Source organism: Microbacterium sp. 1154, assembly GCF_031455375.1.
GTDB lineage: Bacteria > Actinomycetota > Actinomycetes > Actinomycetales > Microbacteriaceae > Microbacterium.
The window spans coordinates 106,241-125,366 of record NZ_JAVDSN010000001.1; the positions used below are offsets into that span (position 1 = coordinate 106,241).

A 19,126-nucleotide genomic window follows, 5' to 3' on the forward strand; every position below is an offset into this window, starting at 1 on the left:
TTTTGTTGTGTGCATGTTGCGCATCTTTTGATTGACCTATGGAAAAACATCCGTCAAGATGACGACGAGCGACGTCCCGCACCGCAGGACGCCTCATCCCCCCGAGGCTCGCCGCACGACCGCCCTGAGAGGCGGTGATCGGCGACCCCTCCCACTCGACGAAGAGTAAGGAGCATGCACCGCGTGTGGCCGACCGCCACCGCACGAAGAGCCCGGGCCGCCACGATCAGTCGTTGAGACCGACTGTGTGGCGACCCGGTGAAAACAACTCGAACGCATTCACAGGAGCTGTTTCACGATGAACTCTACTTCTCGGCATCCGGTCGTCCGGTCCCGGTTGACGGCGGTCCTCGCGGCCACCGCGCTGGGCCTGGGCGCCCTCGCCGCAGCGCCCGTCCCGGCCTTCGCGCACGACGGGCAGGACCACGGCACGACCGACCCCGGGGGCGACCACGGCGACCCCACCGACCCCGGCACCCCCGACCCCGGCGACACCGGCGAGAACGGCGGCGCTCTGGACTGGAGCAACTACGAGCGCGTGCTGCTCACCAAGGACGTGGGCGAACCCATCGACCTCGCGGTCCTGCCCGACAAACGCGTGCTGCACACCGCCCGCAACGGCGACGTCCGCCTCACCGACCCGGCGACCGGCGTCACGCGCGTCACCAACACGCTCGATGTCTACGCCAACTCCGAGGACGGCCTGCAGACGGTCGCCCTCGACCCGAACTTCGCCGAGAACAACTGGGTGTACCTCGTGTACTCCCCGCGCGACGCCGACGGCGACGGCGTGGCCGACACCCCGGCGGGCAACTCCCCCAACACGCTTCCCGCGGGCGCCGACGAGTCGTACTGGGACCAGTGGGTCGGCGTGAACCGTCTCGCCCGCTTCCAGTGGAACGGGGACGCCCTCGACCTCGCGAGCGAGCAGGTCGTCCTCGACGTCGAGGTCCAGCGCGGGCAGTGCTGCCACGTCGGTGCCGACATCGGCTTCGACGGCGACGGCAACCTCTACCTGAGCACGGGCGACAACACCCCGGCATCCACTCCGGGAGCCAACGGCTTCGCGCCCAACAACGACGCCCCCGGGTACAACCCCGGCTTCGACTCGCGCCGCGGTGCCGGCAACACCAACGACCTGCGCGGCAAGATCCTGCGCATCCACGTCGAAGACGACGGCTCGTACACGATCCCCGAGGGCAACCTCTTCGCCCCCGGGACCGAGCTCACCCGCCCCGAGATCTTCGTGATGGGCGTGCGAAACCCGTTCCGCATCGAGGTCGACATCGAGACCAACTCGCTGTCGTGGGGCGACTACGGCCCCGACGCGACGAAGGCCGTCGCCGAGACCGCGGGCCGCGGACCCATGGGCCTGGTGGAGTGGAACGCCATCAGCCTCGACGAGCCGCAGAACGCCGGGTGGCCCTACGTGCACGCCGACAACCAGGCCTACAACGACTGGGACTTCGCCACGGCCACGCCGGGAGCGTTCTTCGACCCGGACAACCTCAAGAACGAGTCGCGCTGGAACACCGGTCTCACCGACCTTCCCCCCGCGCAGCCCGCGACCCTCTGGTATGGCGACAACCCCGGCGACCAGCCGTGGGACGAGCTGGTGAACTTCGGAGCCGGCAACGGCCAGGGCCCCATGGGCGGACCCGTCTACCACTACGACGAGAACAACCCCTCGCCCACGAAGCTCCCCCAGCACTGGGACCGCAAGGCGTTCATGGGTGAGTTCTCGCAGGACTACATCGCCGCGTTCACGCTCGACTGGGACGCCTTCGAGGTCAGCGCGATCGAGGACTTCCTGCCCAACGCCGCGCTGAGCACCCTCGGCCAGCCGACGCACGACAACCCGATGGACATGGAGATCGGGCCCGACGGCTCGATGTACGTGCTCGACTACGGTGACGGCTTCTTCCGCGCGAACCCCGATGCAGGCCTGTACCGCATCGACTATGTGGCCGGGAACAAGTCGCCCCAGGCGCGCTTCACCGCGACCCCCACGTCGTCGTCGCAGGCTCCCCTGACCGTGGAGTTCGACGCGTCGACCTCGACCGACCCGGACGGTGACGCCCTCACCTACGAATGGGACTTCGACGGCGACGGCACCTACGACGCCACCGGCGTCACGGCGTCGTACACCTACACCGACATCGCCAACTACACCGCGCGTCTGCGGGTGTCCGACCCGGGTGGACGCTTCGGCCTGACCTCGCGCACCATCTCGGTCGGCAACCAGGCCCCCGAGGTGACCGTGGCCTTCCCCGGCAACGGCGCGTTCTTCGACTGGGGTCAGGCAATCCCCTTCCAGGTCACGACGACGGATGCCGAGGACGGCGACGCCACGGAATGCTCGCGCGTGACGTGGACCTACGGTCTCGGCCACGACGAGCACGCCCACCCCGAGGTCTCGGGCACGGGATGCACGGGCGTCTTCCGCACCGACCCGAACTCGCCCGAGCACGGCCCCGGCGCCCTGCTGTACGGCGCGGTCGTGGTCACCTACACCGACGCGGGCGCCAACGGACTGCCGGCGGCCACGGGTGAGGCGACCGTTCGCCTGAACCCCAAGCTGCAGCAGGCCGAGCACGCGATCCGGCGCGAGGGCGTCACGGTCTACGCCGACGCCGACGCCTCGGGCGGCAACGCCGTTCGCGGCCTCGGAGCGGGCGACTCCCTCGCCTTCGACCCGGTGAACTTCGCCGGGATCGACGGTGCCGTGGTCCGCGCGAGCGGCGCGGGCGAGGTGCAACTGCGCTGGGGAGCGGCCGACGCCGAGCCCTTCGCGACCGCCACCATCCCCGCGGGGAACGGCTGGCAGGACGTCGAGATCGCCTTCGAGGCCCCCGAGGGCACTGGAGCGCTCTACGTCACCTCGGCCGACGAGCTCGCCGTCGATGCGCTGACCATGGTCGGCGACGGCGTCGGAGACGTCACGCCCCCGACGGTCGCGCACACCCTGGCCCCCGCCACCCCGACGGGTGTCGGCGGCGTGTTCAACGAGCCGGTGCGTTTCTCGGTGCAGGCCGCCGACAACGGCACGCTCGCGAGCGTCGAGTACTCCCGCGACAACGGCGCGACCTGGGTGACCCTCGCGGCGAACCAGCAGTACGGCGTCACGTTCGACCAGGACGGCGTCTACGACATCCGCTACCGCGCCACCGATACCGGCGGCAACGTCTCGGAGCTCGGTTCGGTGTCGTTCACGATCGACCTCGACGCTCCCAACGAGCCGACCGTCGACACCCGCACGCTCGTCTCGCTCGGCTCCCCGCGCGTCACCTACGGCGCCCCCGGCGACGTGACGGTGTCGGTGCGCGGAGAAGGCGGCGCCCCCACGGGCGAGGTCGTGCTGACGGTCGGCGAGACCGAGCTCGGTCGCGCGACGCTGGACGCCGACGGCAACGCCGTCGTCGCCCTCCCGGCGGACCTCCCGGTCGGAACGCACACCCTGCGGGCCACCTACGGGGCCGACGAGACCTTCAAGGGATCGGCCGGCATCGGTCGCCTCACGGTCTCGCAGGCGAAGTCGACGACCTCGGTCGCCGTCTCGCCGACGCCGGTCAAGCCCGCCGTGGCCGCCACCGCCACGGTCCAGGTGGCCTCGTCGACGGGCATCGTCCCGACCGGTGACGCCACGGTGACGATCCGCCGCAACAACGCGGTCGTCACCACCCTCACCGGCACGCTCGGCACGGACGGCACGGTCCAGGTGACCCTGCCCAAGCTCAGCGCGGAGGGCGCCTACCAGGTGCAGGCCTCTTACACCGGTTCGACCGGGATCGCGAAGAGCAGCGGCAGCGCGACCCTGACCGTCAAGAAGTAACACCCCGGTGGGGGTCGCGCACCGCGGCCCCCACCACCCCCACGGTCGTCCCCGGCCCCGGGGCGGACCCACCTCGAAGGAGAGTCATGAGTCACCACCACGACCACGCGCACCCCACGGTGCCGGATCGGCCCATGAGCCGGCGCACCCTGCTCAAGGCCCTGGCGGCATCGTCCGTCGCCATCGGCATCGGCGCCGCCGCCATGCCCGCCGCCGCCTCGGCGTCCACCGCCCTCGGCGCCCGCGCCGCGGCGGCCGCTCCCCCCGTCAGCGCCGGCAAGCGCCTCGTCCCCGTCAACCGCATCGGCATCCAGCTCTACACCGTCCGCGACAAGGTCAGCTCGCTGGGCTTCCGCGCGGTGTTCGAGGAGCTGGCTCGCATCGGCTACTCGGAGATCGAGTTCGCGGGCTACACGCAGGGAGGCGTCGGCGCCATCACCCCGCAGGAGATCCGCCAGCTGCTCGACGACAACGGCCTGCGCGCAACCGGTGCCCACGTCAACCTCACCCCGGCCAACATCGACCAGCAGCTCGAGATCGCGCACGTGCTGGGCATGCCGCACCTGGGTCAGGGCGGGCCCATCGCCGGCGGGTACGGCGGACCCCTCGCCAAGGATGCCTGGATGCAGGCCATCGGCACGTGGAACCAGATGGGCGAGAAGGGTCGCGCAGCGGGAATCAAGCTCTACCTGCACAACCACGCCCAGGAGTGGGGTTTCACGACCGACACGAACGAGCGCATCTACGACCTGTACTGGGCCAACCTCAACCCCGAGACGGTGTTCTTCGAGATGGACGTCTACTGGGCGCACGTCGGAAAGCACCTGTACCCCGGGTTCGAGCCGATCGACTACATCAAGCGCGACCCCCGCCGCTTCCCGATCCTCCATCTGAAGGACGGCAAGCTCAACCCGAGCAGCGCCAACGGGTACGACATCGTCGAGTTCGGCGCCGGGAACATCGATTACACGGCGTTCCTGTCGCAGCTGCGCGACCGCGGCCAGCGCTTCGGCATGTTCGAACAGGACAACGCCTCCACGGTGCCGGTCAACCCCGGTGACTCGCTCGCCAACGCCGACCGCAGCTACGACAACATCGCAGCCCTGCGCGGCTGAGCGACGAGGAAGAACCGATGAACAGAATCACGAAACTCACCACCGTCGGACTCCTCGTCATCGGGGGCAGCGTCGTCGCCGTCCCCGCGTACGCGGCCGACCTCACCTGCACCGACGACCTGGGCGGCCAGACCGTCTCGGGAAACCTGATCGTCCCCGGCGGCGCGGACTGCGTGCTCGGCGGCGCGACCGTCGAGGGCGACATCGTCGTCGAGGCGGGCGGATGGCTGGATGCCACCTCGGTCACCGTCACGGGAGACGTCGTCGCCACCGACGCGTACGGCGTCTCGCTCGACGGCACGAGCGTCGTCGGCGACATCAGCGCGTACTCCGCCGACACCACCGTGGGCTTCCTCTACGTCAACGACCTGAAGGTCGGGGGCTCGGTGGAGGCCGGCGGTATCGACGTGGAGGTCGTCGACAGCACGATCTCGGGTTCGCTGCTCACCCAGCAGGCGAACTACGTCGACGTCGTGCGCTCCTCGGTCGGCGCCGACGTATCGGTCGACGGCTCGGGCTGGGGCGTGTCGATGACCGGCGCCGTCGTGAAGGGCGACGTCACCGTGAGCGGCAGCTCGCGCGACGTGCTCATCGGCGCGACCGCCGACGGCGGCTCCGACGCGTTCGCCAACTCGATCGGCGGGGGTCTCTCGCTCACCGGGAACACGGCGAACCTGCGCGTGGCGAACACCACGGTGTACGGCGCTCTCGCTCTCGACGGCAACTCCCCCGCCGCCGTGTTCGGTGCCGGCGTCCGCGCCGGCTCGACCACGGGGGACTACACGGGCGAGGCGCCGACCGCGCCTCCTGCCGGCGACCAGGCCATCGCGGTGACGGTCCCCGACCAGGGATCGGGCGAGCTCACGTGGTCGATCGAGGGCACCTCGCGCCTCGTCGACCTGGGGGTTGCGACCGAGAACCTCGACCACTACGCCGCGTCGGGTGAGATCGTGCCGATCCGCGTGCAGGACACCCGGGCCGGCAACCCCGGATGGTCGCTGACCGCTCAGGTGTCGAACTTCACCGCCGGGGGCCAGGAGGTGTCGAGCAAGTACCTCGGCTGGACGCCCGAGGTCCTCGAGACGCAGGGCGGTGCCGTCGCCGGCGCTCCCGTGCCCTCCGGCTTCGACAGCGGGCAGGGCCTGTCGGTCGCCCGCACCCTCGCGCAGGCGAACGACGGCCACGAGCGCGGCTCCTCGCTCGTGGGCGCCGACCTGGATCTCAAGCTCCCGCTCGAGACCCCCCGCGGCACCTACACCGCGACCGTGACGCTGACCGCCCTCAGCTGATCCCCCCTCCGTCGGGGCCGTGCTCTTCGCGGAGTGCGGCCCCGACGGAACCCCTTCCACACGAAAGCCACGCCCATGTCCCCGGCGAAGACCTCCCCCCGCCCGCTCCGACTGCTTCTGTCGCTCCTCGCCGGCCTCGCGCTGCTGCTGGGAACGCCCCTCGCCGCCTCCGCGGCCGCCGCTCCTTCCGCCGAGACCACGGTGACGTGGAGCGTCAAACCCGCCGACACCGCGCAGGGGCGGGACCGCCCCAATTACGCCTACGACCTGCTGCCCGGCGGCACCGTCGGCGACGCGCTGTACGTCGCCAACCGCAGCCCCCAGCCGATCACCCTGCGCGTCTACGCTGCCGACGGCTTCCTCACCGAAGACGGAGCCCTCGACATCCTCGCCGGCGGCGCGGAGTCCACCGACCTCGGCAGCTGGGTCTCGATCGCCTCCCCCGAGCTCACGCTCGACAGCGGGGCGAGCGCCGAGGTGCCCTTCACCGTCGCCGTCCCGGCCGATGCGGCCCCCGGCGACTACGCGGCCGGCATCGTGGCATCCATGCTCGTCACCGCCGACAACGGCACCGTCACCGAGCGTCGCCTGGGCTCGCGCGTGCACCTGCGGGTGCAGGGCGATCTCGCGCCCGCACTGGCCGTGGGCGACGTCGCCGTGGACTACCACGGCACGGCGAACCCCGCCGAGACCGGCTCCGCCACCGTCACCTACACCCTGACCAACACCGGCAACACCCGCCTCGACCCGAACGTCGAGGTCGCCCTGGGCGGCCCCTTCGGCTGGGCGCGCGCGACCGCGGCCGACGACGCGCCCGAGCTGCTCCCCGGCAGCTCGCTGCAGCGCACCGTCGAGGTCGCCGGAGTCGTGCCGCTCGTGCTGCTCTCGGCCGATGTGCGGGCGACCTCGCAGGTGGTCTCGCGGACGCTCGCCGGCGCCGAGCCCTCCACCCTCGACCCCCTCGTGTCGCAGGGCGCCGCCGCCACCGCCGCGGTGCCGTGGACCGCGCTCGCGATCCTCGCCGCGGTCGCCCTGCTCATCGCGTGGCGCATCGTCGCCGCCCGTCGCCGTCGGGCCGCTCACGCACGCGAGATCGCCGCCGCGGTGGCCGCCGCGCGGGCGGATGCCGACGGGACGGATGCCTCGACTCCGGATGCCACGGCATCCGCCGACGCCGAGCGCGAGCCGGTGCCCGCCGGTGCCGCCCTCGACCCCGGTTCGCCGGGCGCCACCGCCCCCGACACCGCGACCCGCGCCTCGCGCCGGTCGCCCTGAGACCCGCTTGCGGCGTGGAGAGGGACACTCCGCGCCGCAAGCGATCGACGACGCCCGTCGTGCTGCGGCACGGCGGGCGTTGTTCGTGCCGCGGGCCCGGTCGCCGCGAGCCCAACGGCGGAGAACATCACGACACACCGGGCACCCGGCATCCGGAACCGGCGCGTCGAGGACACACTCGGCCGCCCGGTACGGGGCACAGGCGGGTCGGCCGCGGCGCCCGCCCGCGCGGGTCAGGCGCGCAGGAAAGCGGCGTTGAGCGACTCGGGCGCGAGCGCGTGCTCGACGGCGAGCATGCTCGCACCGATCACGGCCGCCTTCTCGGCGGCGACCGACTGCACGATCGACAGGTACTCCGTCGCCAGGGGCGTGGACCGCGTGTAGACGACCTCGCGGACGCCCGCGATGAGGTGCTCGCCGACGCGGGCCATCGAGCCGCCGATGGCGATGACCGAGGGGTTCATGAGGCTCACGCAGGTGGTGAGAACCTCGCCGATGTCGCGACCGGCCTGACGCACGGCCTGGATCGCGTCGATGTTTCCGCGCTTGACGAGGTCGACCACGTCGGAGCCGGTGTGCGCCTCGATCCCCTGCGCCCGCAGGGCACGGGCGATGGCGGGGCCGGATGCCAGGGCCTCGAGGCATCCGCGATTGCCGCACTGGCACGGGATGTCGGCGCCGCGCGCGACCTGGACGTGACCGATGTCGCCGGCGATGCCCTGGGCTCCGCGCTGGAGGTGGCCGTCGGAGATGATGCCGGTGCCGATGCCGGTCGCGACCTTGACGAACATGAAGTGGTCGACCGCGGGCCAGGCGATGCTGCGCTCCCCCAGGGCCATGATGTTGACGTCGTTGTCGACGAGGACCGGGACGGGCATGTGCTGGTAGATCCAGCCGGGGATGTCGAAGCGGTCCCAGCCGGGCATGATCGGCGGGTTCACCGGCTGACCGGTGGAGTGCTCGACGGGGCCGGGAACGCCGATGCCCATGGCCGCGACGTCGGTGGTCGATCGACCGGACTCGGAGAGCAGCGCCATGGCGGTCTCGACGAGCCAGGTCAGCACGGGCTCGGGGCCCGTGGCGATGTCGATCTCGCCGGTGCGCTCGCTGAGCACCTTGCCGGTGAGATCGGCGATCGCGACCGTGGCGTGCGACGCACCGAGGTCGACGGCGACGACGACCTTGGCCGCGGGGTTGATCGCGAACTGCGACGGGGGGCGCCCACCGGTGGACACCGCGTCGGCGACGGGAGTGATGAGGCCCATTCGCATGAGCTCGTCGACGCGGACGGCGACCGTCGATCGGGCGAGGCCGGTCGACTTGGCCAGCTCTGCTCGCGTACGCGGCACGCCGTCTCGCAGCAGTTGGAACAACTGGCTCACGCCGCTGACCGACTGCACGGAATCTGTCGTCATCCTCTTCACGCCCTCAGTACACCATTAGTAGCAATGCATTCCATCCACATACCGACGGCGACTACGCGAATCACGCAGCCGCCGTCGGCATAAGGGGTCGTCAGCCCCGCCCCGGAGGACGGGAGAAGCGCTGCTGCAGGAGCACCGCGACCACGATGATGACACCTTTCGCCACCGCCTGGACGGAAGACGAGAGATTGTTCTGGATGAACACGTTCGACAGCGTCGCGAAGATGAGGACGCCGAACACCGTACCGGTGATCGTGCCCCGACCGCCGACGAGCAGCGTGCCGCCCACGACGACCGCCGCGATGGCATCCAATTCGTAGAGCTGACCGTGCGTGGACGTGCCGGCCGTCGTGCGGCCGAGGATCATGACGGCCGCGATACCCGCGCACAGACCCGTGATGGCGTAGAGCCACATCGTGTGGCGGCGCACGTCGATGCCGGCGAGGCGCGCGGCCTCGCGGTTGCCGCCGACGGCGACCGTGCGACGGCCGAAGGTTGTGCGGTTCAGCAGCACCCAGCCGAGGGCCGCGACGATCGCGAAGATCCAGATGAGGATGTCGACGCCGAGGATGTCGGCGTTCATGAAGGTGATGAAACCGCGGTCCTGCACGACGAGCGTGCGACGCTCGGCGAGGATCTCGGCGAGGCCGCGGGCACCGACGAGCATGGCGAGGGTCGCCATGAACGCGACGACGTTTCCGTAGGCGATGACGATGCCGTTGATGAGGCCGGCGCCGACTCCCACCGCGAGCGCGATGACGACCATGACGCTCCAGTGCAGGTTGTCGGCGAGATCCTGCACGGCAGCGAGGGTCGCGACGACCGAGGCGAGGCCCATGACCGAGCCGACGGACAGGTCGATGCCGCCCGCAATGATGACGAGGGTCATGCCGATGCTGATCACACCGATGATCGAGGCCTGCCGGAGGATGACGAGCAGGTTGTCGACGCTCGTGAACGAACCGGGAGCGGTGACCGCACCGACGACGACGATCACGAGCAGGGCGACGACGAGGCCGATGTTTCGACCGGCCGAACCGGAGAGGAAGCGGCGCCAGGCCGGCGCGGGAGCCGGAGCCGCGACGGCCCCGGTCTCTGTGGGGACCGTGCGCGCACGTGTCGGGGTGGTCTGCTCGCTCACGCGGCGGATCCTTTCATGACGAGATCGAGCACGCCGTGCTCGTCGATCTGGTGGGAGGGGAGGGTGCGGAGGATCCGACCGTCGGCGACGACGAGGACGACGTCGGCGAGACCGAGCACTTCTTCGATCTCGCTCGAGACGACGACGACGGCGTTGCCTGCGGCGGCGAGATCGCGGATGAGGGCGTAGATCTCGGCGCGAGCGCCGACGTCGACGCCGCGGGTGGGTTCGTCGAGCAGCAGCACCTCGGTGCCGTGCACGAGCCAGCGGGCGAGGAGGATCTTCTGCTGGTTGCCGCCGGACAGGGTCCGGGCGGGACGATCGGGATCGGCGGGACGCAGCTCGAAGGCGTCGATCTGCTCACGGGCGATCTTGCGGGCGGCACGGTCGTCGAGGAAGCCGCCCTTGGCGAAGCGCCTCATCGACGCGAGGGCGATGTTGACGAAGATCGGCTCGTCGAGGACGAGGCCCTGGCTCTTGCGCTCCTCGGGAGAGAGACCGATGCCCGCCCCGACGGCGGCGCGGACGGACCCGCGGGGCAGCACCTTGTCGCGCACGCGCACCGTGCCGGCGCTCGATCGGCGCGCCCCGTAGACGGTCTCGAGGATCTCGGATCGACCGGAGCCGACGAGTCCCGCCAGTCCCACCACCTCACCGGCGCGCACCGAGAACGACACCTCCGAGAAGACCCCGTCGAGCCCCAGCCCCTGCACGTCGAGCACGACGGGAGCATCGGATGCCACGGGCACCCGCTCCGGGAAGACGTTGGCGACCTCGCGCCCGGTCATGAGCCGGATGAGCTCGGCCTTCGGGGTGTCGGCGGCGGAGAGGCCCACCGCGGTGGTGCGGCCGTCCTTCAGGACGGTGATGCGGTCGCCGATCTCGCGGATCTCTTCGAGGCGGTGCGTGATGTAGACGACGGCGATGCCCGCGGCGGTGAGTTCGCGCACGACCGCGAACAGGTTCTTGACCTCTTCGGTGTCGAGCACGGCCGAGGGCTCGTCCATGATGATGAGCTTGATGTCGTGCGACAGGGCGCGCGCCATGCTCACGATCTGCTTGTTCGCGGCGCTGAGCGAGCCGACCTCGGTGTTCGGCGAGAGCGAGGCGTGGCCGAGGCGGCGCAGCAGCTCCTTCGTCTGGCGAGCAGCCTCGGCGCGCTGCGTGAAGCCGCCGCGGGCGAGCTCGTGGCCCAGGAAGATGTTCTCGGCGATGGTCAGGCCGTCGACGACGTCGAGCTCCTGGTACATCGTCGCGATGCCCAACTCGATGGCCGCGTCGGGGTCGGCGATCTCGACGTTCTCGCCCAGCCAGACGATCTCCCCCTCGTCGGGTCGGTGGACCCCGGCGAGCGTCTTGATGAGAGTCGACTTGCCCGCGCCGTTCTGGCCCAGCACGCAGTGCACCTCTCCGGCGACGATGTCGAGGTCGACACCGCGCAGGGCGCGGACACCGGCGAAGGACTTGGTCACGCCTCGGACGGTGAGTAATGACGACTGATGGTCAACTTTGATCACGCGGCGAACATAACACGCCGCCTCTTCGTCGCGCGACCTCAATTCTGCGGAGGAGCCCGCCCCGCCTCCCGCGTGCGCGCGAGCGCCTCTTCGGCGAGAACACCGTGAGAACCGACTTATGCGGACAAAAAAACAAAAGTTGCTTGCGCATCCGACACTTCTGCTAGCGTGGGCGACGTCAGAGTGGACCCTTCCTTCCGGAATGACCCGGGGCCGCGATGACCCCAGCTGCATCACATTTCAAGGAGGAAACATGCGCTCACAGTGGAAGTCGCGTTCACGACTCGTCCTGACCGGCATCGCCGTCGTCGCCTCGGTCGGCCTGCTGGCCGGTTGCACCGGTTCGGGCGGCGATGACGACAACATCGTCGGCCAGGGCACCACGACCGAGGAGAACGCCGCCGCCGGCGACACGGTCACCATTGGCTTCTCCGGCCCCGCCGCCGACCACGGTTGGCTCGGAGCCATCAACTCCGGCGCACTCGCCGCCGCCGAGAGCTTCCCCGACGTCGACCTCAAGGTCGCCGAGGGTACCAACGACGTCAACGCGCAGATCGCGGCCGTCGAGACCTTCATCAACGACGGCGTGGATGCCATCGTGCTTCTCCCGAGCGACGGAGCCGCCCTCACCGAGGTCGCCATCAAGGCGATGAACGCGGGCATCCCCGTCATCAACGTCGACCGCGAGTTCTCGAGCCCCTTCGCCGCCCGCTCGACGATCCTCGGCGACAACTACGGCATGGGCGTCAGCGCCGGCACCTACATCTGCGAGCAGCTCGAGGGCAACAGCAACGCCATCGTCGGCGAGATCGCCGGCATCGACTCCCTGCCGCTCACGCAGGACCGCTCGGCGGGCTTCGCCGACGCCCTGTCGGACTGCGGCCTCAAGGTCGGACCCCGTGTCGCCGCGGACTTCACCGTGCAGGGCGGCGAGGCGTCGACCTCGCAGCTGCTGTCGGCCAACCCGAAGATCGACGCCCTCTGGAACCACGACGACGACCAGGGCATCGGCGTGCTCGCCGCCATCACGGCCGCCGGGCGCGACGAGTTCATCATGGTCGGCGGCGCGGGCAGCCGGAACGCGATGGAGTCCATCCAGGCCGACGACAGCGTCCTCAAGGCAACGGTCATCTACCCGTCGACGCAGGCCGCCGACGGTATCGCACTGGCGCGCCTGATCGCCCAGGGCAAGACCGCGGGAGACCTCATCACGCCCAGCGTCCCCAACCGCATCGTGTTGGACGCCCCCGTGGTGACGAAGGACAACGTCGCGTCCTTCATCGACCTCTCGTTCCAGTCCTGACCCGGTCCGGGGCGTCCGCGTTCGTCGCGGGCGCCCCGTCCCTCGTCCCCCCCACAGAAAGACGTCATCGTGACCCAGCCCCTTCGCATCGCCATGATCGGTGCGGGATTCATGGGCGCCGCGCATTCCCAGGGATGGCGCGTCGCCCCTCGTTTCTTCGACCTCCCCCTCGCCCCCGAGATGAGCGTGCTCGTCGGGCGCGACGTCGGCCGCACGCAGGCGGCCGCCAACACCTGGGACTGGCACGAGAGCGCGACCGACTGGCGAGAGGTCATCCACCGCTCCGACATCGACGTCGTCGACATCGTCACCCCCGGCGATTCGCACGCCGAGATCGCCATCGCGGCCCTCGCGGCCGGCAAGCACGTCCTGTGCGAGAAGCCCCTCGCCAACACCGTCGACGAAGCCCGCAGCATGGCCGAAGCCGCCGCGGCCGCCTCCGCCAGCGGCATCCGCTCGATGGTCGGCTTCACCTACCGGCGTCTTCCCGCCACCACCTTCGCCCGCGACTTGGTCGCCGCGGGTCGTCTCGGCGACATCCGCCAGGTCCGCGCCGAGTACCTGCAGGACTGGCTCAGCGACGCCGAGGCCCCGCTCACGTGGCGCCTGCAGAAGGACCGCGCGGGTTCCGGCGCCCTCGGCGACATCGGCGCCCACGCCGTCGACCTCACCGAGTTCATGACCGGGCAGCGCGTGACGCGCGTCACCGGCGTTCTCGAGACCATCGTGTCCGAGCGTCCCGTCCTCGCCTCGTCGTCCGGACTCTCGGGGTCGGCCGGCACCGAGCGCGGAGCCGTCACCGTCGACGACCTCGCCCTCTTCACCGGCCGTCTCGAGGGCGGCGCCCTCGCCTCGTTCGAGGCCTCGCGTTTCCGCCTGGGCCGCAAGAACGCCCTGCGCATCGAGATCTCCGGCTCCCTCGGCTCGCTGTCGTTCGACCTCGAGAGCCCCAACGAACTGCGGTTCTACGACGCCACGGCCCCGGCCACCGAGCAGGGCTTCCGCCGCATCCTCGTGACCGAGCCGGAGCACCCCTACGTGGGCGCGTGGTGGCCCACGGGTCACATGCTCGGCTACGAGCACGGCTTCTCGCACCAGGCGAAGGACTTCGTCGACGCCGTCGCCGCGGGGACCGCACCGACGCCCTCGTTCGCCGACGGCCTGCACGTGCAGGAGGTGCTCGATGCCGTCTCGCGCAGCTCCGAGGCCGACGGCGTCTGGACCGGGGTCGAGGCCGACCTCGCCGCCGCCCCTGCCGCGGGCCGCGCGTTCGCGGCATCCTGAATCCGCTCCCCCATGCGCACCGACGAAAGGACGACGCGATGACGCGACCGATCACTCTCTTCACCGGCCAGTGGGCCGATCTGCCCTTCGAGGAGGTGGCCCGTCTCGCCGGCGAGTGGGGTTACGACGGCCTCGAGATCGCCTGCTGGGGAGACCACCTCGACCCGTGGCGGTGGGACGACGAGGCCTACGTGCAGGGCAAGCTCGACGTTCTCGAGCGCAACGGCCTGAAGGTCTGGACCATCTCGAACCATCTGAAGGGGCAGGTCGTCTGCGACGACCCCATCGACCAGCGCCACCGCGACATCGTGTCGGACCGCGTGTGGGGTGACGGCGACCCGGAAGGCGTGCGCCGGCGTGCCGCCGAGGAGCTGAAGATCACCGCACGCCTCGCCGCGAAGCTCGGAGTGAAGACCGTCACCGGCTTCACCGGGTCGAGCATCTGGAAGTACGTCGCGATGTTCCCGCCCGCCACGGAGCAGATGGTGGATGCCGGCTATCAGGACTTCGCCGACCGCTGGAACCCGATCCTCGACGTGTTCGACGAGGTGGGCGTGCGCTTCGCCCACGAGGTGCACCCCTCGGAGATCGCCTACGACTACTGGACGACCAAGCGCGCGCTCGAGGCCATCGGTCACCGCGAGGCGTTCGGGCTGAACTGGGACCCCTCGCACATGGTGTGGCAGGACATCGATCCGGTCGCGTTCCTGTGGGACTTCCAGGACAAGATCTTCCACGTGCACTGCAAGGACACGAAGAAGCGTCTGAGCAACGGGCGCAACGGGCGCCTGTCGTCGCACCTGCCGTGGGCCGACCCGCGCCGCGGCTGGGACTTCATCTCGACCGGCCACGGCGACGTGCCCTGGGAAGACGCGTTCCGCATGCTGAAAGCGATCGGCTACGACGGTCCGCTGTCGGTCGAGTGGGAGGACGCGGGCATGGACCGCCTGGTCGGAGCGCCCGAGGCGCTCGGCTTCGTGCGGAAGCTGTCGTCGTACGAGCCCTCGGGGGCGGCGTTCGACGCGGCGTTCAGCCAGCGCTGATCCGGGGGGATCGGTCGGAAGCGAGACGAAGGGCCGGATGCCACGGCATCCGGCCCTTCCGCGTGCCGTCGCCTGGTCGAGTGTCCCGAACACGCCGCGCCATGCCGGGGCGGGACGGCGTGTCCTGCACACTCAACCGGGGGGCTGACCTGTCGGGCCCCGCGCGCGCGAGCCGCGGAGCGCCCGGATCGAGCGTCATCAGAACAGGGGATGCCACCAGAACAGGACGCAACCGCTCAGAACGACCTGTTCTCGACGCACCGCCCGCGGCGCCCCCTGCGCGAGACGCACCGCCCGCGGCGCAGGCAGCGCTCGTGCCAGACGCCGAGCCCGCAACACCCGGACGCGCTGCCCGGAGCCGTCACCAGAACAGGGGGATGCCACCAGAACAGGACGCAATCGCTCAGAACGACCTGTTCTCGGCGCATCCCCTGTTCTCGACGCACCGCCCGCGGCGCGGGCGACCCCCGCATCAGACGCCGAGCCCGCGCAGCACCAGGTCGCGCACGCCCGCGGCGGGCAGCGCCTCGGCATCGGGCAGCAGGCCGGCGTCGCTCGTGACGAGCATCGGCCCGTCGCGCCGCGACGACGACAGGCGCCCGTGCGTCCCGCGCACACATGACGGGTCGAGCGGTACGGTGCTCATCGCGTAGCGCAGGCCCAGCTTCTTCTTCACGAGGTTCGCCCCGGCCTTGGCTTTGGCGAGCCGGTCGGCCGGGTCGAAGAACAGCTCGGCGGGGTCGTACCCCGGCTTGCGGTGGATGTCGACGCCCCGCGCGTACTCGGGCGCTCGGTCGTCGTCGAGCCAGAAGTAGTAGGTGAACCACGCGCCGGGCTCGGCCACGACGACCAGTTCGCCCGAGCGCTCGTGGTCGAGGCCGTACCGCGCCTGCGCCTCGCGATCGAGCACCTCGTCGACACCCTCGAGCCCGCGCAGCAGTGCCGTGACGCGCGGGAGGTCCGCGGCATCCGGAACGTAGACGTGGGCCACCTGGTGATCGGCGACGGCGAAGGCGCGCGAGGTCCACGGATCGAGCTGCTCGCGGCCGTCTTGCACATAGACCTCGAGCAGGCCCTCGCGGCGGAGGGCACGGTTGATGTCGACCGGGCGGGATGCCTGCTCGATGCCGTACTCCGACACCGCGACGACCGTGTACCCGCGGTCGCCCGCATCGTCGAGCAGCGGGGTGATGGCGTCATCGAGCTCGCGGGCCGCGCGGGCGGCTTCGGCGCCGTTCGGTCCGAAGCGCTGCAGGTCGTAGTCGAGGTGCGGGAGGTACGCCATCGCGAGGTCGGGCGCCGGCCCCCATCGCTCGGTGATCACCCCGCGCGTCGCCTCGGCGAGCCACGCGCTGCTCTGGATGGTCGCGGTCGGCCCCCAGTACTGGAACAGCGGGAACTCCCCCAGCGCCCCCACGAGCTGGTCGTGCAGGGCGGCCGGACGAACGTAGGCGTCGGGGCTCTTGCGGCCGTCGGCGTGGTAGATCGGGCGCGGCGTCACCGTGATGTCGGTCGTCGCTCCCATCGCGAACCACCACCCGAGGTTCGCGGTCGTCAGCTCGGGCCGCGAGCGGCGGGCGGTCTCCCACACCTTCTCGCCCGCGACGAGCTTGTTGTGCTGGCGCCACAGCAGCGGGTCGCCGAGACCGCGGAAGTGCCAGCCGTTGCCGACGATCCCGTGCTCGCGCGGCATGGTGCCGGTGAGCATCGTCGATTGCACGCTGCAGGTGACGGCCGGGAGGATCGTGTCGAGTCCGAGGTGGCCGCCCGCGCGACCGAGGGCGGTGAGCCGGGGCATCGCGGCGAGCGCGCGCGGCGTGAGCCCCACGATGTCCAGCAGCAGAACCTTGCTCATGCGCGGCTCCTTTCGTCGGTTCCGGATGCCGGGACCCCGGCGACGGCGTGCGGCAGGTGCGCGTGCACCCAGCGCAGTTCGGCGGCGATCCCGCCCACGAGCGTCTCGGGCTGCAGAGCGTCGGGCAGCACCGCCCAGGTGTAGGTCTCGACGTCGAGGTGCGCCGCGTCGCCCCGGGGCGCTGCGAGGACCGCGTCGACGGCCGCGAGAAGCACCTCGGTCGTGGCGCGGAGGGGAGCCGCGGGGCGGGCGTGCAGGGGAATGTGGACGTGCACGCGCCACGGGCGGTCGGTCGGCCACGGCTCGGTGGCGGCGAGCACCTCGGGCAGGTCGTCGGCCCGCCGCGTGCCCTCGGCCTCGCGCACCTGGTGCACGTAGCGCTCCTCAGCGAAGGGCCGCAGCGCCTCCGCCGTGCGGGGGTCGGCGGGATCGGGCACCTCGAGGGCGACCGAGGCCTGCACCTTGACGATCCGGATGCCGGCGGCGGTGGCCGCGGCGACCGCTCCGGCGGGATCGGCGAACGACACCGCGAGGTGGCAGGTGTCGAGGCAGAGTCCGAGGCGGCCCTCGGCCGTCAGCCCGGGGCGCGCACCGAGCCAGGCCACGACGTCGGCGACGTCGTCGAGGATGCACCCCGGCTCGGGCTCGATCGCCACGCGCACGGTGCGCCCCGTCTCGCGCTCGAGATCGGCCAGGCCATCAACCAGCCGGGAGAGGTGCTGTTCCGCGGCGCGGTCGGCCGCGGCATCCCATCCCGCTCTCCACCCGAGCGGCAGCGTCGAGATGCTCCCCTCGGCCCCGTCGGGCAGCAGGGCCGCGAGGGCGCGTGCGCAGTCCAGGGTGTACCGCAGGCGCTCGGGCGTGGTCCAGTCGGGGCGGTAGACCGCGAGCTTGACGACGTCGTCGTGGAACCCCCGGTACGGGAAGGCGTTCACGGTGCGCAGCTCCAGACCGTTGCGCGCGAGGGCGTCGGCGAGCACGACACGGGCCCCCGCGTCGCCGGACAGGGTGGATGCCACGCCCACCGGCATCCACAATCCGACGCCGAGACGGTCGAGTCCCGCCGCCCGCCGGATCGGGCCCGCGTGCTCGTCGAGCTGGCGGACGATGCCCGGGAGGTCTTCGGCGGGGTGGACGTTGGTGCAGTACGACAGCTCCACCCTCAGGCCCCCTGGCGCGACGCCATGCCGCGCAGCACCGAGTTGCCCGCGAACAGCTCGGGGCCCTGGCGCGCGGGCGCGAAGCCCTCGATCGGGTCGGTGTTCACGCGGCCGCTCTGCGCGTAGAAGTCGCGGGGGTTGCGCCACAGGATCCGGTCGACGTCATCGTCGCTGAAGCCCGCGTCGAGCATGGCCAGGCCCGTCTTCGCGGTCTTGAGCGGGTCGGAGCGGCCCCAGTCGGCCGCGGAGTTGACGATCACGCGGTCGAGGCCGATGCGGTGCATGATCGCCACCACGCGCTGCTCGTCCATCTTCGTGTCGGGATAGATCGAGAAGCCCATCCACGCGCCGCTGTCGGCGACCGCGTCGACGCAGGTCTCGTTGAGGTGGTCGACGAGCACGTGTTCCATCGGGATGCCGGACTCGGCGACCACGTCGAGCGTGCGCTGCGTGCCGACGGTCTTGTCACGGTGCGGGGTGTGCACGAGGACGGGGAGAGCGAACTCGATGCCGAGGGCGAGGTGCTGGCGGAGGATCTCGTCTTCTTCGGGGGTCATCGAGTCGTACCCGGTCTCACCGACGGCGACGACCCCGTCCTTGGCGAGGTAGGTCGGCAGCTCAGCCATCACCTCTCGGCAGCGCGCGTCGTTCGCCTCTTTGGGGTTCAGCGCGATCGTGCAGTGGTGGCGGATGCCGAACTGCGCCGCCCGGAACCTCTCCCACCCGATCAGGGCGTCGAAGTAGTCGAGGAACGACCCCACGCTCGTGCGCGGTTGGCCGAGCCAGAACGCCGGCTCCACCAGGGCACGGACGCCGGCGTCGTACATGGCCTCGTAGTCGTCGGTGGTGCGCGCCGACATGTGGATGTGGGGGTCGAAGATGCGCATG

Annotated in this window: 13 protein-coding genes; 7 read left to right on the forward strand and 6 right to left on the reverse strand. The window is 70.9% G+C overall.

The features are described from left to right. Positions 1-298 precede the first annotated feature (298 nt). From J2X55_RS00445 to J2X55_RS00460, 4 genes are all read left to right on the forward strand, one after another. Complete coding sequence (locus tag J2X55_RS00445; protein WP_309821418.1) at positions 299-3,832, forward strand: PQQ-dependent sugar dehydrogenase; 3,534 nt, start codon at positions 299-301, stop codon at positions 3,830-3,832. Positions 3,833-3,966: 134 nt separating this feature from the next. Beyond that, positions 3,967-4,947, forward strand: coding sequence for a sugar phosphate isomerase/epimerase (locus J2X55_RS00450; RefSeq protein WP_116239702.1), 981 nt, complete (start codon positions 3,967-3,969; stop codon positions 4,945-4,947). A gap of 17 nt (positions 4,948-4,964) precedes the next feature. Continuing rightward, positions 4,965-6,236, forward strand: coding sequence for a hypothetical protein (locus J2X55_RS00455; RefSeq protein WP_309821421.1), 1,272 nt, complete (start codon positions 4,965-4,967; stop codon positions 6,234-6,236). Between the two features lie 75 nt (positions 6,237-6,311). Then, complete coding sequence (locus J2X55_RS00460) at positions 6,312-7,511, forward strand: NEW3 domain-containing protein (protein ID WP_309821423.1); 1,200 nt, start codon at positions 6,312-6,314, stop codon at positions 7,509-7,511. Positions 7,512-7,744: 233 nt separating this feature from the next. On the opposite strand, the gene J2X55_RS00465 is transcribed toward J2X55_RS00460, so the two are convergent. The 3 genes from J2X55_RS00465 to J2X55_RS00475 form a co-directional block, all read right to left on the reverse strand. Continuing rightward, positions 7,745-8,926, reverse strand: coding sequence for an ROK family transcriptional regulator (locus J2X55_RS00465; RefSeq protein WP_115917547.1), 1,182 nt, complete (start codon positions 8,924-8,926; stop codon positions 7,745-7,747). Between the two features lie 100 nt (positions 8,927-9,026). After that, entirely contained in the window at positions 9,027-10,076 is a 1,050-nt protein-coding gene (locus J2X55_RS00470) for an ABC transporter permease (protein ID WP_115917073.1), read from the reverse strand. Next, a complete protein-coding gene (locus J2X55_RS00475) occupies positions 10,073-11,548 on the reverse strand; it encodes a sugar ABC transporter ATP-binding protein (protein WP_115917071.1) in 1,476 nt (491 codons plus the stop codon). The genes J2X55_RS00470 and J2X55_RS00475 overlap by 4 nt, the downstream gene beginning before the upstream one ends. Before the next feature lie 298 nt (positions 11,549-11,846). On the opposite strand from J2X55_RS00475, the gene J2X55_RS00480 reads away from it, so the two are divergent. The 3 genes from J2X55_RS00480 (at position 11,847) to J2X55_RS00490 (ending at position 15,223) form a co-directional block, all read left to right on the forward strand. Beyond that, positions 11,847-12,896, forward strand: a complete 1,050-nt coding sequence (locus J2X55_RS00480; RefSeq protein WP_115917069.1) for a substrate-binding domain-containing protein — start codon at positions 11,847-11,849, stop codon at positions 12,894-12,896. A 93-nt stretch (positions 12,897-12,989) separates the two neighbouring features. After that, positions 12,990-14,180: a Gfo/Idh/MocA family protein gene (locus J2X55_RS00485; protein WP_115917545.1), complete on the forward strand. Its 1,191-nt coding sequence runs from the start codon at positions 12,990-12,992 to the stop codon at positions 14,178-14,180. Between the two features lie 38 nt (positions 14,181-14,218). Then, entirely contained in the window at positions 14,219-15,223 is a 1,005-nt protein-coding gene (locus tag J2X55_RS00490; RefSeq protein WP_309821428.1) for a sugar phosphate isomerase/epimerase family protein, read from the forward strand. Positions 15,224-15,695: 472 nt separating this feature from the next. Here J2X55_RS00490 and J2X55_RS00495 read toward each other — a convergent pair whose 3' ends face one another. The 3 genes from J2X55_RS00495 to J2X55_RS00505 are packed head-to-tail and all read right to left on the reverse strand — an operon-like array spanning position 15,696 to position 19,125. Continuing rightward, a complete protein-coding gene (locus tag J2X55_RS00495) occupies positions 15,696-17,078 on the reverse strand; it encodes a nucleotide pyrophosphatase/phosphodiesterase family protein (RefSeq protein ID WP_115917065.1) in 1,383 nt (460 codons plus the stop codon). Continuing rightward, positions 17,075-18,238, reverse strand: a complete 1,164-nt coding sequence (eboE, locus tag J2X55_RS00500) for a metabolite traffic protein EboE (protein WP_115917063.1) — start codon at positions 18,236-18,238, stop codon at positions 17,075-17,077. Before eboE ends, J2X55_RS00495 begins: the two co-directional genes overlap by 4 nt. A gap of 2 nt (positions 18,239-18,240) precedes the next feature. Then, entirely contained in the window at positions 18,241-19,125 is an 885-nt protein-coding gene (locus tag J2X55_RS00505; protein WP_115917061.1) for a TatD family hydrolase, read from the reverse strand. Position 19,126 lies beyond the last annotated feature (1 nt).

Coding starts and splice junctions, on each gene's coding strand:
- J2X55_RS00495 (WP_115917065.1), bottom strand. CDS start 17,078: ATGAGCAAGGTTCTGCTGCTGGACATCGTGGGGCTCACGCCGCGCGCG.
- J2X55_RS00490 (WP_309821428.1), top strand. CDS start 14,219: ATGACGCGACCGATCACTCTCTTCACCGGCCAGTGGGCCGATCTGCCC.
- J2X55_RS00465 (WP_115917547.1), bottom strand. CDS start 8,926: ATGACGACAGATTCCGTGCAGTCGGTCAGCGGCGTGAGCCAGTTGTTC.
- J2X55_RS00505 (WP_115917061.1), bottom strand. CDS start 19,125: ATGCGCATCTTCGACCCCCACATCCACATGTCGGCGCGCACCACCGAC.
- J2X55_RS00455 (WP_309821421.1), top strand. CDS start 4,965: ATGAACAGAATCACGAAACTCACCACCGTCGGACTCCTCGTCATCGGG.
- J2X55_RS00480 (WP_115917069.1), top strand. CDS start 11,847: ATGCGCTCACAGTGGAAGTCGCGTTCACGACTCGTCCTGACCGGCATC.
- J2X55_RS00485 (WP_115917545.1), top strand. CDS start 12,990: ATGATCGGTGCGGGATTCATGGGCGCCGCGCATTCCCAGGGATGGCGC.
- J2X55_RS00460 (WP_309821423.1), top strand. CDS start 6,312: ATGTCCCCGGCGAAGACCTCCCCCCGCCCGCTCCGACTGCTTCTGTCG.
- J2X55_RS00445 (WP_309821418.1), top strand. CDS start 299: ATGAACTCTACTTCTCGGCATCCGGTCGTCCGGTCCCGGTTGACGGCG.
- J2X55_RS00450 (WP_116239702.1), top strand. CDS start 3,967: ATGAGCCGGCGCACCCTGCTCAAGGCCCTGGCGGCATCGTCCGTCGCC.